This window comes from Salmonella sp. 5800 (genome assembly GCF_046558195.1).
Classification (GTDB): domain Bacteria; phylum Pseudomonadota; class Gammaproteobacteria; order Enterobacterales; family Enterobacteriaceae; genus Salmonella; species Salmonella enterica.
On the sequence record NZ_JBGDOX010000001.1, the window covers coordinates 759,649 to 774,064 of the forward strand.

Sequence of the window (14,416 nt, forward strand, 5' to 3'; positions counted from 1 at the left end):
TTTTACTCCTTAGCTGCGGCCAGCCAGCGCGATAAACGCTGCGCAAAGGCGGCCTGGCTTTCCAGTAACTCATCACCCGTCACAAGCGGCGTCGGGCGCGCAATAACGATGCAGGGAATGCCCGCATCCAGACAGGGCTGAACTTTTTCCTGATATCCCCCCTCCGCGCCGGACGCTTTGGTAATGACCACGTCGGCCCGGCACTGGTGGTAAAACGCGGCGTTAAAATCAGCGCTGAACGGCCCACACAGAGCGAAAATTTCTCCAACGCCGAACCCCAGTTCGCTGCAGCGTTGAATCACCTCCGCCACGGGCAGTACACGCGCCAGCAACGTTTTTTCCGCCAGTCCGGCACGCCAGACGGCCAGATCTTTACTGCCGGTCGTCAGTAACACGCGCGGACCAAAACGCCTCGCTATCTCGCAGGCATCGGCAATACTGCGCGCCGTATAGAGAAGCGGATGCGTCAGATTGCTAAGCTGCTCCGGACGCTGATAACGACTTAACAACACGCCTGCCGTTTCACAGGCGCGAAGGAGGTTATGGCTGACCATTTCTGCATAAGGATGCGATGCATCTATTACCCAGCGAGTACGGTTTTCTTTTAGCCAGGCGACCATCTGCCCGTACTCCAGACGACCACAGCGCACCTGTCCTTTAATGTCGCCAGCCAGCGCTTTTCCGGCTGGCGTCGCCACGGATAAGGTGTACGCGACGTTCGCCGCATCCAGTTGTCGGCATAACGCGCGCGCATCGCTGGTGCCGCCCACCACCAGCACTTCCCCCTCATTCACAGCGTGTAACCTCGCGGCGTTATCATCAGCCCATCCTGAACATAGGTCGTCTTATTACCAACGATGACCAGACTGGTCATATCTACCGGTTCAAAATCCATATCGCCGAGCGTAGTCAGCCATTTTTCCTCTTTCTTACGTCCGGCGGATTTCACCACGCCAACCGGCGTCTGCGCGCTTTTACTGGCGGTAAGCAGGTTAAACGCGCGCGCCAGATGCCCTTCGCGCCCGCGGCTGCGCGGGTTGTAAAAACAGATAACAAAGTCTGCCTCTCCGGCGGCAACGATACGCTTTTCAATTACCGGCCACGGGGTCAGCAGGTCGCTGAGGCTGATATGACAGAAGTCGTGCATCAGCGGCGCACCCAGCAGCGAGGCGGCTGCGATACTGGCGGTCATCCCCGGAATAAGGCGAACCTCTACATCCAGCTTCTGCTTGCTCACCAGCTCCAGCACCAGTCCCGCCATGCCGTAAATACCGGCGTCGCCGCTGCTAATCAGCGCCACGTTATGCCCGGCCTGCGCCAGCTCAATCGCCGCCTGGCAGCGTTCAATCTCTTTGCACATCCCGGTTTTGATCACCTGCTTATCGCCGGTAAAGGCTTTCACCAGGTGGGTGTAGGTTTTATAACCGACGACGATTTCCGCCGCCTGTAACGCCTCAATCGCTTCCATGGTCATCATTGACTGTGAGCCAGGGCCAATTCCGATTACGCTTAACATCAGTGTGCAACTCCCAAAGTAATAGTGACGCCCTGTTCTCGCAGGGTCTCGCCTAACAATTGTCCCTGGCTTAATAACCACGCAGCCGGGCCGGATACGCTGCCAACGCCCACCGTTTTTCTGACGAAGCCAGAACCGGGAAAATGGTGTTCGAATTCGCGCAACGCTTCGGCGGTAAAGGTTTTAAAAGGCACGCGGCAGCAGGAGGCGAGCTGAATAAGCCCCGGTTCCCCTTTTTTGAGCGTGACGCTGCCAATTGCTTTTAACGCCAGCGGATCGAGTTTTTGCGCTTCAAGCTGACGCGCCAGTAATGTCGCTAACAGGGGAAATGGCGTATCGCGGCGACAACCAATTCCCGCCACCACACGCTGGGGCACCAGTTTCCAGTGCGGTACGGGAAGCTCAGGGAGGTCATTACGCAAAGAGACGCAGATAAGCGCATCCAGTTCAGGCAGCCGCTGCAAATCATCAACAGGGATAAAACCGCGAATATCACACTGGCCGATCTCTTCCGTTAGTTCGGCATCCCACCATAACCCTACACGTTGATGACTGACCAACATCTGGTTAACGGTTTTTACCGCCGTGCGAAGATCGGTCATGCGGGCGTTAAGCTGGAAAGCTAAAGTGTCCAACGCGGACATCTCATTGACATCCGTTGCCGTGGTAATCACCGGATCGGCGCCTAACATTCCTGCCAGGTAGCGCGTCAAGGCATTGGCCCCGCCCGCATGACCGGAAAGCAGGCTAATGACATGCTGACCACGTTCATCAATGACGACCACCGCCGGATCGCTGAACTTATCGTTCACTAACGGCGCCAGGACACGAACGGCAATGCCGGTCGCGCCGATAAAAATAAGCGCGGTATAAGTGGTAAAAGCCTGCCGGGCGGTATTAGCGAATCCGCCATCGAAGGGAATAAATCCCTCTTCCCGCAGTTTTTCACTGGTAAAGCAGGTTAACGGCAGCATCGCGGCGAGTCTCTTTGCCAGCGCCACGCCGCCGGGCGTCAGGCAAAACAACGCAATGGATTCAGGCTTTACGGTATTCATGGCTAAAGTCCGCTGCATAAAGTCTTGAGTAGTGATACTCCTTACCCAGAAAATTCCCGACCAGGATTAGCGCCGTCTTACGGATGCCAGCATCACGTACTTTGTCGCTAATATCCGCTAATGTGCCGCGAACGGTCTGGCTTTCCGGCCAGGTAGCCTTATAGATGACCGCGACAGGCGTAGTTGCCGGATAACCGCCGGCAATGAGACGTTCCGCCACCCGATGAATACGCTGAACGGAGAGATAAATCGCCATCGACGTCTGGTGACTGGCGAACGCCTCCAGTTGTTCGCGCGCCGGTACTGGCGTACGCCCTTCCAGACGGGTAATAATGAGACTCTGCGATACCTCCGGTACGGTATATTCCACACCCAGCTCCGCCGCAGCGCCGAGAAACGCGCTGACGCCAGGCACTACCTGCCAGTCGATACCACGGCGGGTTAACTCTTCGCCTTGCTCACGCACGGAGCCGTACAGCGAGACATCGCCCGTTTGCAACCGCACCACCGTTTTTCCCGCTTTCACGCCCGCGGCCATCAGCTCGATAATCTGCTCAAGATGCAGTTCGGCGCTGTCGTAGCGTTCTGCCTGCGCGGGGCAGTAATCCAGCAGTTCGGTATTGATCAGCGAACCGGCATAGATAACTACCTGCGCCTGTTGCAGCAGGCGGTAGCCTTTAAGCGTGATCAGCTCGCGATCGCCCGGCCCGGCGCCGACGAACCATACACAGCGTGGATCAAATGTCTCTGACATGGTTTTCTTCCTTCTGACAGGCGATAACAAAAACAGGGTTGTTCGGTTTGAAATAGTGTCCCGCCCCCAGCGGCGTTAACGATGAAAGCTGAAGCTGTACACAGTCCATTCGACATGCGCCGATGTGCGCAAGATGCGCCAGCGCGCTATGGAGGTTTTCCTGCAAGATAAAGGTCATCACCAGACGGCCACCGGGATGCAGATGGCCCATCGCCCAGTCAATCAGCGCCGTCAGATGCCCGCCGCTGCCGCCCATAAACACCGCATCGGCTTTCCCGGTTATGGTCATTGGCGCTTCGCCGGGGAGAATATCGATATTGCCGCAGGCAAAGCGCTGACGATTCTCATCAAGCAGCCGTAGCGCGGCAGGATTACGCTCAATAGCCGTCACCTGCAACGAAGGAAATTGCAGCGCCGCTTCAATTGAGACGCTTCCCGTTCCCGCCCCGACGTCAATCAGGTGACTGGCGCGGTGGAGCTCAAGTTTCGACAGTGCCAGCGCCCGTACCGCCTCTTTGGTCATTGGCACGTTCTCGCCGCGCAGAAAAAGCTCATCTTTCATCCAGGATCACCACTGCATTCATTTCATAGTCGGCGTTGACCGCACTGACGGGTAGCCAGTGGATCCGCTCATTTTCCATCGCCAGATTTTCACCAATCACCATTAAGCGATGCCCTTTACCGCGCGCGACCAGCTCCCGCGCGATTTCCCGCGGCCCGCAGCGGGCATCCGTGACCATCGCCACTTTGCGATGGTTCGCCAGCTGCTCGAAGCTGACGCAACGACCGTGGCTACTGGTCAACCACATGTCATTCATATCAATTCCAGCCTGTGCGCACAGATACTGTACGGCGCTGATGCCAGGGATAATGCGAACCTGTTCGATACCAAAATGCGCCACCAGGCGTGTACCGATGCCATAAAACAGCGGATCGCCGGAGGCCAGCACCACGATCCCTTTATCCCGACGGGCGGCAATCCATGACAACAACGCGCCAATATCCGCGCCCAGCGTAAATCGTTCGCCGCCAAACGCCGGAAACTGCGCCAAATGCCGTTTACCGCCTGCCAGCGCATCGGCGTGGTCTATCGCTTCCAGCGCCGCAGGCGTCATCAAATGCCGTCCAGCGGGCCCCATTCCCACGACCGTTAGCATTGCAGCTCCTTAGCAATCTCGTCGACGGGACGATTACTGCCGAGAATATGGTTATCAAAAGAAAACAGGATGGCGTCGCAGACAGGCGGCGTTTTGGTAAAACGCAGCATCTGCATGACTCGCAAACAAATACGCCTGGCAAGATGGTTATAGATATGCCCGAAGCCATATGCTTCAATGTGCTCCATTGCCGCTTCGGTGGTATCGCAATCGCTGACCAGGGTGAGTAACTCCAGCGGCGCGCCCAGTAAAGCTAAATGCGCGACCAGCGTTTCCATGCGCGCATCGGCAATATGGCTATGGGTATGAAAGATCCCGGCGGCGATTTTGATCAGTTTTCCAGGATGCCCCACCAGCACTATCTGGCAAAATCCCAGCCGTACCGCCTCTTCAATCATGTAGCCGACAAAATTGCTCATGGTGACGACTGCCTGTGTGTCGACGCCCATTTGTTCGCGAACAAACCGTTCGCCGTGGTTGCCCGGCACGAGTATCACCCGCGTTAATCCTGACGCCCGTTTGATCTCCAGTTCCAGCGATAGCGAGCGTTTCCAGCTTTCTTCCGACATCGGCGTCACAATGCCGGTAGTGCCAATAATGGAAATGCCGCCAAGAATGCCAAGCCGCGAGTTATACGTTTTTTGCGCCCGCGCTTCGCCTTCCGGGGCAAAAATCTCCACATCGGCCCCACGCGCCGGGCCTATCGCTTCGCGCACTGCAGACTCAATGGTATGGCGCGGCGTACGATTGATGGCGGCGCTCCCGAGCGGTAGTCCAACCCCTTTACGCGTTACCCTACCAATACCTTCGCCGCCAGTGAGCGTAATCTCACCGCTGTCGTTGAGCGTAACGCGGGCAAAAATCAGCATTCCGTGCGTGGCATCCACATCATCGCCGCCATCTTTACGAATTGCGGCTATCGCCTGCTGGCCTTCAATGTGCGGCGACTCCACGTTCAGGCATAGCGTGACGCCCGACGGCGTGACGATGGAGACCTGATGAATCAGATGTTGACGCAATACCATCAGCGCGGCGACTTTTGCCGCCGCCGTCGCGCAGGAACCGGTGGTATATCCTTTACGTAACGCTTTACCGTGGTGCCAGACCGGCGTGTCAAAAGAAAGCTCGCTCATCAGGCCTCCCGGAGGTGATAGAGCAGCGCATTGACGATAGCGGCAGCCACGTTACTGCCGCCTTTACGCCCTAACGCGGCAACCGCGGGGAAATGGCTATGGGTGAGCGCCTCTTTGGACTCCGCCGCGCCGACAAAGCCTACCGGTACGCCCACCACGCCGCTCACCGTCACGTTATGTTCAAGCAAACGGAACAGGGCCGTCGGCGCATTACCGAAAACAAAGAGCTTGTTTTTCTCCTCCTCGGCGATAGCGATATCGACGGCGGCCATTGAACGGGTAATCCCCTGCGTTTGTGCGGCGCGCACCACGCGCGGATCGCTGATATAACAGCGACACTCGCCGCCAAACGTCGCCAGTAATCTTTTATTAATGCCGGACAGCGCCATCGTGGTATCGGTATAAATAATGCACGGATGGCGTAACGCATCACAAAGCTGCTCCAGCGCATCGGCAGAGAACCACAAAATGTCCAGCCAGTCGAAATCGGCGGTGGTATGAATAACCCGCTTGATAATGGCCTCATGGAGCGGGCTGGCGAAACGGTAATCAGGACGCGTTTCGCGAATAATGTCGCTAATAATGGTGAAACTGTTGGCCTCAATGGTTTGGGGCTGCTGGATATAATGCATACTGTCGTCCTCAGGCCACGCCAGATAACCCGCACCGCGCCGCAATAAACAGCGCCAGCGCCAGGGTTGAAGCGACCCACATCAATCGAATCGTTCGGGAAATATCGTCCACAGAAATATCGCGCTGCGCGTCGCCTATCCAGGGCTTGTCCACACGCTCGCCAAAGTAGTTATTTGGGCCGCCGAGCTGGATTCCTAAGGCGCCGGCCACACACGCTTCCGACCAGGCGCAATTTGGGCTACTGTGGTTATAACGGTCACGCCAGCCAATACGCAGCGCCCGCCAACCACTCAGGCGACACAGTCCTGCCGCAATGCCCAGCAACAGCCAGCTCAGTCGGGCAGGAAGATAGTTCGCTACGTCGTCCATACGGGCGCTGACCATACCAATCGCCCGGTATTTTTCATGTTTGTAGCCCACCATTGAATCCAGGGTATTGACGGCTTTGTAGGCCATCGCCAGCGGCGCGCCGCCGAGAAAGAGGAAAAAGAGCGGCGCGATAATGCCGTCAACGGTGTTTTCTGCAACCGTTTCCACCACGGCGCGATTGATCTGCGCTGGCTGAAGTTGCGACGTATCGCGCCCGACGATCCAGGAGAGTTTTATTCGGCTTTCCGCAAGGTCGTTCTCCCGCAACGGTCGTTCAACCTCCTGCGCGGCGCGGGCCAGAGAGCGTCCGGCCAGCGTGGTAAAGATCATCCAGACTTCAACGATCCAGCCAAACCAGGGGTGAATCCGCTGCGCCAGCGCCAGTACGCCCCATGCCACGCCCCAGGTCGCCCCGACAACCACAACCCACATTACGCCGCCGCCAATCCGCAGCGCTTTATCGCCGGGACAATAGCGACGCACAATACGCTGCACAAACGTGATTAAACGACCTATCCAGCGTACCGGATGGGGCCAGTGTTGAGGGTCGCCGATGATAAAATCCAGCACCCAGGCGATACACCAGGCAAGAATCGTCATAATACGCGCCTCGCCGCCGCCAGCCAGTGCTGCAACATTTCCGGACGCTGGGCGAAATGGACGTGCAGATAGCTGGCAAACGTGTTGCCTGTCTGCCAGCCGCCAGTCCATTCCTGTAACACGCGGCCATCGCGAACCTTACGACAGGCCATAACGGCGGGTGTTTCGGGAATAAAATCTGAGTAGTGAAATTCATGGCCGCGCACTATCTCGCCAAGCACCGCCAATAGCGTTGGCTGCATAGCCTGCGCCTCACAGTAACCAAAGCGGGTAAGTCGCTTACCCATTTTGCTGTGACCGGGGATAATATTCGCCATCTGATGAATTTCCCCGCCGCTATCCTCCAGAGTGCTCCCCAAATACATCAGACCGCCACACTCCGCGTAAATCGCCACGCCGCGCTGATGCGCCGCCCGCAAATGTTTTAACATCGCCGTATTTGCCGCCAGCTCTGCGGCGTATAATTCAGGATATCCACCGCCCAGCCAGATCATCTGGCAATCAGGCAATGCGCTGTCATGCAGTGGGCTAAAACGCACAATGTTAACGCCGGCACGCTCCAGCAAATCGATGTTATCGGGGTAATAAAAGTTAAAGGCCTCATCATCCGCCAGAGCAAGCGTCAGCCCTGCCCCCGCTGTGTTATCGGGGCGCTCAGGCCACATTCCCGCCGGAAGCGCTGATAACACGCTCAGCGAGAGTAGCGCATCCACATCCACTGTTTGTTCCAGCATGGCGGCAAAATCATGCCATGATTGCTGATTGACGAGGGATTCTCTGGCGGTAATCAACCCCAGGTGGCGTTCAGGTAATGCGACGCCGTCGCAAGGAGGGACATACCCCAGTACCGGCAGTGAGCAATAATGTTCAATGGCATTTTTGAGGAGCTGATAGTGGGCGTCGCTAGTGACGCGATTCACAATCACGCCCGCGAGGTTGAGGGTCGGGTCGAAGTGCTGAAATCCCATAACGGTAGCCGCAAGCGACGTTGAAACAGCCTTGCCGTCCACCAGTAGGATGACCGGGCAACCAAGCTGTTTGGCCATCGCGGCTGTGCTGCAGTAATTGGGGTCGACGCCATAGCCGTCATACAGCCCCATGACGCCTTCAATGACAGCGATATCCGCCTGCCGCATTTGTTCGCAAAATAAGGCGTTGAGAACAGGAGGAGGAAGCATGAAACTGTCAAGATTACGGGACGCCACGCCACAGATAGCGGTATGCCAGCCGGTATCAAGGTAATCTGGCCCAACTTTAAACGGCTGTACGCGCAGCGCGCGTTTTTGCAGCAGCCTCAACAAACCAAGCGTCACCGTGGTTTTGCCGCAACCGCTTCCTGTGCCTGCAAGAATAAATGCGTGATGCCTTGCCGCCATTACCCTGATCCTGTTCAGGGTGGTAGGGGTATACAGGTACGCGCATGTTCAGTCTTTCGACTGTACGCGTCTTCGCAACCCACTTCCCACCGAAGTTGTTGGTTATCACCGACAGGCAGGTCTTCTGGCTTAGCGTCCTCCTCGCCCGTCCTTCCCAATCTTGCGATCAGTGGTCTTTACGGGGTCGTCAGCATCACAGCAGCGGGGGCTGCGGGGGATTTTCACCCCCTTCCCTACCACAAATGTGGCAAACCTGTTGGTTTACGTTATGGCTGTACGGCACACCCATAACGGCAATTAATAATGTGCTACGTTTTACATTTCTGTGAGCAATAGCCTGAGCGGTTGCTCATCTGACGTTAATCTACTCATCCTTACCGGTATATTGACGATAAAACGTATCGACAAAGCGTAATAAAACTTATCTTTCCTGACACTGTACTTCATCACAAAAATAAAAACTGGTGCAGTTTATGCCCTAAATTTTATTATTTTGTTGCGCTATGACAATTTATTGTTACACCAGATAAATTTTCTTTCTGAAATGATTAAGATACAAAAGACTATCAAAAATCGGCAATAGCAAAATATTGCTATTCATAACGATGGAGGATGAGAATTCTCATTTATCTGCTGGCGATAAGCCTGCGGCGTAACCTGATAGGTCTGGCGGAAGACTTTGCAAAAATAGCTGGTTTGCGAAAAGCCTAAATTACGCGCAATACTGGCAATACTCCAGTCACTATGGCAAAGCAATTCTCTGGCGCTAACCATTCTCTGGCGGTTTACCCACGCATTAAATCCGATTCCCTGATATTTCTTGAATAGTTTACTGAAGTAATAGGGGCTGAGATAGACATGTGAGGCGACATCCTCAAGACGAAGATCGTCGGACAAATGCGCATCAATATAGCGAAGCGCTTTTTTCATTTTACTGTCATGCGGAGTGGGACCACGAGTGGTTTTATTTGCCTCCGATTGCTGCGGATTGTCTTTGATAACCACGAAATTGAGCTGTTTTTTCAGGCAATTCTCAACAATCAGTTTAAGAAGATCGGCGGAAGCGATAACGCGTGAATAGTCCATCTCTGGCACATTCCGAAATTCATTCAAGAGCTCAGGGTCAGCCTGCCAGCGATCGTCGACATTAAGAATGTTTACCAGCTCCACGTCATTACTTAAACGAACCTGCCCGCATAAAACAAAGCCAACTAAATGCCCTGCGATTACCAGCGGAATAGAAAAATCCGTTAGACCGGCATGACAACGATAAATACAGGGTTGATCGGACTTCGATGCCTCCAGTCCCCCGCAGCGATCGCTCATACGACAACGTGTACTATGCTGGGGATGCTGCCGCATCAACTGACAAAACGGCGTGAAATTGAATAGCTCAGATATTTCATCACCATGAATATTGACAACCACAACCGCCAGACCGGTGGCTTGTGCAAAATCCTGTGCGATTTTATTAATGAGTTCTGAGTTCAGAGCGCTCGCAGAAATCATGATAAAACCCCTCAGTTAATTTATTGTTATAAACAAAACACATTATTTACATTCACTTTTTATTAGCATTATCCTGGCCCTGATAAAAAGTACAATGACAATATCAAAAGTCTCCCATTGCTGGGAGACGTTTTGATCAGTTCGTGAAAGCAGATCACGAAATTATCTCACCTGTTTTTACGATACATCATTGCTGTGAATCTGGTTCGCATTTTCTTACAGTTCACAGCGGTTACAAGGTAAATTCTTACCAATAAAATAGCGATATATGGCTGCTCCGGCACAGGCGCCGATAACAGGCGCGACAATCGGCACGATAAAATAAGGGATCTCTCGCCCACCGCTCATCGCCATGTTCCCCCACCCCGCTAACCATGTGAACAGTTTGGGACCGAAATCACGCGCCGGGTTCATTGCAAAACCGGTAAGGGGTCCAGTAGACGCGCCGATAACGGCAACCAATATCCCAATAAGCAAAGGCGCAAGCGGCCCTTTAGGAATGCCATTGCCATCATCCGTCAATGCCATGATCATGCCCATCAGAATCGACGTAATGACCACTTCCACCAACGCAGCCTGCCATACATTTAGCGCTGCGGCCGGATAGGTACTGAAAATGCTGGCTAATTGCAAACTTTCGACGCTACCGCGCACCATATGATGCGCAGTCTCAAATTCAGTAAAAAGGCTACTATAAAGCACATACGCCAGCAGAGCGCCGCCAAAAGCGCCGGCAAACTGGGCAATAATATAAGGCAATACTTTCTGTTTGGGGAAGCAGGCAAACAGCCACAGCGCAATCGTCACCGCAGGGTTAAGATGTCCGCCGGAGATGCCGGCCGTAAGGTAAACGGCCAGTGAAATCCCAAGCCCCCAAATAATGCAAATCTCCCATAATCCGAGGCTGGCGCCTGCGACTTTGAGCGCGCTCAAACAACCGATACCAAAAAACAAAAAGAGTCCGGTGCCTAAAAATTCCGCACCACATTGCGCCTTTAGAGAATCATTCATGTGACACCTTCTGAGCAAAGTTCGTGTCCTGGCCAGCGCAAGTTTCGGCTGGCGGTAGAGTACAGCTAACCTCACTATAAAAAGTGCCGCCTGTAAATTGTTGGCAACCTGCGGGCCTGCCTTCCGGAAAAATCGTGTTGCGATAGCAAAATTTTGCTTTTCCGATATTTTTATCAGCCCATCACACGGGAAATTTGAGCTATAAAATACGCCTGTTGAAATAATAAAATATTGCACAAGCCAACTTATCAATTTCGAATAAACATCACATTTTGCGTCTTTCGCCATATCAAATAAAAATACTCTCGTCACTAACAAAAATGTAAAAATGAAATAATAAAAACAAAATAATCATATAGACAATAATAAATTAAATATTGATTATCAATGAGTTATAAAAATAAAAGGCAATTTAGTCATATTGCTTTCCCATTATTTTCTGATGCTCAACAGCAAGTCAGCCATTCTTTTTCCTCGCATCTTCTTATAGTCCCAACTATCGGAACACTCCATGCGAGGTCTTTATGCAACAAGAAGCACTAGGAATGGTAGAAACCAAAGGCTTAACCGCAGCCATAGAGGCCGCTGATGCAATGGTTAAGTCAGCCAATGTGATGTTAGTGGGCTATGAAAAGATTGGCTCCGGGCTGGTAACCGTCATCGTGCGCGGCGATGTTGGCGCGGTCAAAGCGGCCACCGATGCAGGTGCCGCAGCCGCACGCAACGTGGGTGAAGTGAAAGCCGTACACGTCATCCCACGCCCTCACACCGATGTAGAAAAAATCTTACCGAAGGGAATTAGCCAATGAGCAGCAATGAGCTGGTGGAACAGATCATGGCGCAGGTGATTGCCCGTGTGGCAACGCCGGAACAACAGGCCATCCCTGGTCAACCCCAACCTATACGAGAGACGGCTATGGCAGAAAAAAGCTGCAGTTTAACGGAATTTGTCGGGACCGCCATTGGCGATACCCTGGGCCTGGTTATCGCCAACGTCGATGCCGCCCTGCTGGACGCGATGAAGCTTGAGAAGCGCTATCGTTCCATCGGTATTCTCGGCGCTCGCACCGGCGCAGGCCCGCACATTATGGCGGCGGACGAAGCGGTGAAAGCCACCAACACCGAAGTGGTCAGCATTGAGCTGCCGCGCGATACCAAAGGCGGCGCGGGCCACGGTTCGCTGATTATTTTAGGCGGTAACGACGTGTCCGACGTCAAGCGCGGTATCGAAGTCGCGCTGAAAGAGCTGGACCGCACCTTCGGCGATGTTTACGGCAACGAAGCCGGGCATATCGAGCTGCAGTACACCGCTCGCGCCAGCTACGCCCTGGAAAAAGCGTTCGGCGCGCCGATTGGCCGTGCCTGCGGCGTCATCGTCGGCGCTCCGGCTTCCGTCGGCGTACTGATGGCCGATACCGCCCTGAAGTCAGCCAACGTTGAAGTCGTGGCGTACAGCTCGCCGGCGCACGGCACCAGCTTTAGTAACGAAGCCATTCTGGTGATTTCCGGCGACTCCGGCGCGGTTCGTCAGGCGGTGACCTCCGCCCGCGAAATTGGCAAAACCGTCCTTGCGACCCTCGGTTCTGAACCGAAAAACGATCGCCCGTCCTACATCTGATACCCACGAGGCTGATTCATGAGATCGAAAAGATTTGAAGCACTGGCGAAACGCCCTGTGAATCAGGACGGCTTTGTTAAGGAGTGGATCGAAGAAGGCTTTATCGCAATGGAAAGCCCGAACGACCCGAAACCGTCGATAAAAATCGTTAACGGCGCGGTAACCGAGCTGGACGGAAAACCGGTTAGCGAATTCGACCTGATCGACCACTTTATCGCCCGCTACGGCATCAACCTGAACCGCGCCGAAGAAGTGATGGCGATGGATTCGGTCAAGCTGGCTAACATGCTCTGCGATCCGAACGTCAAGCGCAGCGAAATCGTCCCGCTAACCACCGCGATGACCCCAGCGAAAATTGTTGAAGTGGTTTCGCATATGAACGTGGTTGAGATGATGATGGCGATGCAGAAAATGCGCGCCCGCCGCACGCCATCTCAGCAGGCGCACGTCACCAACGTTAAAGACAACCCGGTGCAAATCGCCGCCGACGCCGCCGAAGGCGCATGGCGCGGGTTTGACGAACAAGAAACCACGGTTGCGGTAGCACGCTACGCGCCGTTCAACGCCATCGCGCTGTTGGTCGGCTCTCAGGTTGGTCGTCCGGGCGTACTGACGCAGTGCTCACTGGAAGAAGCCACCGAGCTGAAGCTCGGCATGCTGGGCCACACCTGCTACGCCGAAACCATTTCCGTTTACGGCACCGAGCCGGTCTTCACCGACGGTGACGATACGCCATGGTCGAAAGGCTTCTTAGCCTCTTCCTACGCCTCTCGCGGCCTGAAAATGCGCTTCACCTCCGGCTCCGGCTCAGAAGTGCAGATGGGCTACGCCGAAGGCAAATCCATGCTGTATCTGGAAGCGCGCTGCATCTATATCACCAAAGCGGCTGGCGTTCAGGGGCTGCAAAACGGCTCCGTAAGCTGCATCGGCGTACCGTCTGCCGTGCCGTCAGGCATTCGTGCCGTGCTGGCGGAAAACCTGATCTGCTCTTCGCTGGATCTGGAATGCGCCTCCAGTAACGACCAGACCTTCACCCACTCCGATATGCGTCGTACCGCGCGCCTGCTGATGCAGTTCCTGCCGGGTACCGACTTTATCTCCTCTGGTTATTCCGCGGTGCCGAACTACGACAACATGTTCGCCGGTTCCAACGAAGATGCGGAAGACTTTGACGACTACAACGTTATCCAGCGCGACCTGAAAGTGGACGGCGGTCTGCGCCCGGTTCGTGAAGAGGACGTTATCGCCATCCGTAACAAAGCCGCCCGCGCGCTACAGGCCGTGTTTGCCGGAATGGGACTGCCGCCGATTACCGATGAAGAAGTTGAAGCCGCGACCTATGCCCACGGTTCGAAAGATATGCCGGAGCGCAACATCGTCGAAGACATCAAGTTCGCCCAGGAAATCATCAATAAAAACCGCAACGGTCTGGAAGTTGTGAAAGCGCTGGCGCAGGGCGGGTTTACCGACGTGGCCCAGGACATGCTCAACATCCAGAAAGCCAAGCTAACCGGCGACTATTTGCACACCTCCGCCATTATCGTCGGCGACGGACAAGTGCTCTCTGCGGTTAATGACGTCAATGACTATGCCGGTCCGGCAACAGGTTATCGCCTGCAGGGAGAACGCTGGGAAGAGATTAAAAACATCCCTGGCGCTCTTGATCCCAACGAGATTGATTAAGG

Annotated in this window: 15 protein-coding genes and 1 riboswitch; of the genes, 3 read left to right on the plus strand and 12 right to left on the minus strand. The window is 54.5% G+C overall.

The window, feature by feature from the left end; genetic code table 11:
- Positions 1 to 2: 2 nt before the first annotated feature.
- The 12 genes from ACLJZ5_RS03910 to pduF all read right to left on the minus strand — a co-directional run bounded on the left by ACLJZ5_RS03910 (position 3) and on the right by pduF (position 11,113).
- A complete protein-coding gene (locus ACLJZ5_RS03910) occupies positions 3 to 794 on the minus strand; it encodes a cobalt-precorrin-6A reductase (protein ID WP_001001983.1) in 792 nt (263 codons plus the stop codon).
- On the minus strand, positions 791 to 1,516 hold the full coding sequence (locus ACLJZ5_RS03915; protein WP_024798302.1) for a precorrin-3B C(17)-methyltransferase: 726 nt from the start codon (positions 1,514 to 1,516) through the stop codon (positions 791 to 793). The genes ACLJZ5_RS03910 and ACLJZ5_RS03915 overlap by 4 nt, the downstream gene beginning before the upstream one ends.
- A complete protein-coding gene (gene cbiG, locus ACLJZ5_RS03920; protein ID WP_001098923.1) occupies positions 1,516 to 2,571 on the minus strand; it encodes a cobalt-precorrin 5A hydrolase in 1,056 nt (351 codons plus the stop codon). The genes ACLJZ5_RS03915 and cbiG overlap by 1 nt, the downstream gene beginning before the upstream one ends.
- Positions 2,552 to 3,325: a cobalt-precorrin-4 methyltransferase gene (locus tag ACLJZ5_RS03925; protein ID WP_000004870.1), complete on the minus strand. Its 774-nt coding sequence runs from the start codon at positions 3,323 to 3,325 to the stop codon at positions 2,552 to 2,554. The genes cbiG and ACLJZ5_RS03925 overlap by 20 nt, the downstream gene beginning before the upstream one ends.
- The gene (locus ACLJZ5_RS03930; protein ID WP_000650985.1) at positions 3,309 to 3,887 is read right to left on the minus strand and encodes a decarboxylating cobalt-precorrin-6B (C(15))-methyltransferase; all 579 of its coding nucleotides are present in this window, start codon (positions 3,885 to 3,887) and stop codon (positions 3,309 to 3,311) included. Before ACLJZ5_RS03930 ends, ACLJZ5_RS03925 begins: the two co-directional genes overlap by 17 nt.
- The gene (locus tag ACLJZ5_RS03935) at positions 3,877 to 4,482 is read right to left on the minus strand and encodes a cobalt-precorrin-7 (C(5))-methyltransferase (protein ID WP_000958833.1); all 606 of its coding nucleotides are present in this window, start codon (positions 4,480 to 4,482) and stop codon (positions 3,877 to 3,879) included. Before ACLJZ5_RS03935 ends, ACLJZ5_RS03930 begins: the two co-directional genes overlap by 11 nt.
- Positions 4,476 to 5,615: a cobalt-precorrin-5B (C(1))-methyltransferase CbiD gene (gene cbiD / locus ACLJZ5_RS03940; protein ID WP_024798303.1), complete on the minus strand. Its 1,140-nt coding sequence runs from the start codon at positions 5,613 to 5,615 to the stop codon at positions 4,476 to 4,478. The genes ACLJZ5_RS03935 and cbiD overlap by 7 nt, the downstream gene beginning before the upstream one ends.
- Positions 5,615 to 6,247, minus strand: a complete 633-nt coding sequence (locus ACLJZ5_RS03945; RefSeq protein WP_000558988.1) for a cobalt-precorrin-8 methylmutase — start codon at positions 6,245 to 6,247, stop codon at positions 5,615 to 5,617. The genes cbiD and ACLJZ5_RS03945 overlap by 1 nt, the downstream gene beginning before the upstream one ends.
- A gap of 10 nt (positions 6,248 to 6,257) precedes the next feature.
- Positions 6,258 to 7,217, minus strand: a complete 960-nt coding sequence (gene cbiB, locus ACLJZ5_RS03950) for an adenosylcobinamide-phosphate synthase CbiB (RefSeq protein ID WP_000153644.1) — start codon at positions 7,215 to 7,217, stop codon at positions 6,258 to 6,260.
- A complete protein-coding gene (locus tag ACLJZ5_RS03955; RefSeq protein WP_024798497.1) occupies positions 7,214 to 8,593 on the minus strand; it encodes a cobyrinate a,c-diamide synthase in 1,380 nt (459 codons plus the stop codon). The genes cbiB and ACLJZ5_RS03955 overlap by 4 nt, the downstream gene beginning before the upstream one ends.
- 96 nt (positions 8,594 to 8,689) lie before the next feature.
- Positions 8,690 to 8,865, minus strand: a riboswitch (cobalamin riboswitch).
- Positions 8,866 to 9,190: 325 nt separating this feature from the next.
- Positions 9,191 to 10,102: a transcriptional regulator PocR gene (gene pocR, locus ACLJZ5_RS03960; RefSeq protein WP_000622326.1), complete on the minus strand. Its 912-nt coding sequence runs from the start codon at positions 10,100 to 10,102 to the stop codon at positions 9,191 to 9,193.
- Positions 10,103 to 10,318: 216 nt separating this feature from the next.
- Positions 10,319 to 11,113 carry a propanediol diffusion facilitator PduF gene (gene pduF / locus ACLJZ5_RS03965; protein ID WP_001000023.1) on the minus strand — a complete coding sequence of 265 codons (795 nt, stop codon included), beginning with the start codon at positions 11,111 to 11,113 and terminating at the stop codon, positions 10,319 to 10,321.
- 524 nt (positions 11,114 to 11,637) lie between these two features.
- Here pduF and pduA point away from each other — a divergent pair.
- The 3 genes from pduA to pduC are packed head-to-tail and all read left to right on the plus strand — an operon-like array spanning position 11,638 to position 14,414.
- Positions 11,638 to 11,922 carry a propanediol utilization microcompartment protein PduA gene (gene pduA / locus ACLJZ5_RS03970; protein ID WP_001183618.1) on the plus strand — a complete coding sequence of 95 codons (285 nt, stop codon included), beginning with the start codon at positions 11,638 to 11,640 and terminating at the stop codon, positions 11,920 to 11,922.
- Positions 11,919 to 12,731, plus strand: coding sequence for a propanediol utilization microcompartment protein PduB (pduB, locus tag ACLJZ5_RS03975; RefSeq protein ID WP_000097492.1), 813 nt, complete (start codon positions 11,919 to 11,921; stop codon positions 12,729 to 12,731). Before pduA ends, pduB begins: the two co-directional genes overlap by 4 nt.
- Positions 12,732 to 12,749: 18 nt before the next feature.
- Positions 12,750 to 14,414, plus strand: coding sequence for a propanediol dehydratase large subunit PduC (gene pduC / locus ACLJZ5_RS03980; protein ID WP_001256896.1), 1,665 nt, complete (start codon positions 12,750 to 12,752; stop codon positions 14,412 to 14,414).
- Positions 14,415 to 14,416 lie beyond the last annotated feature (2 nt).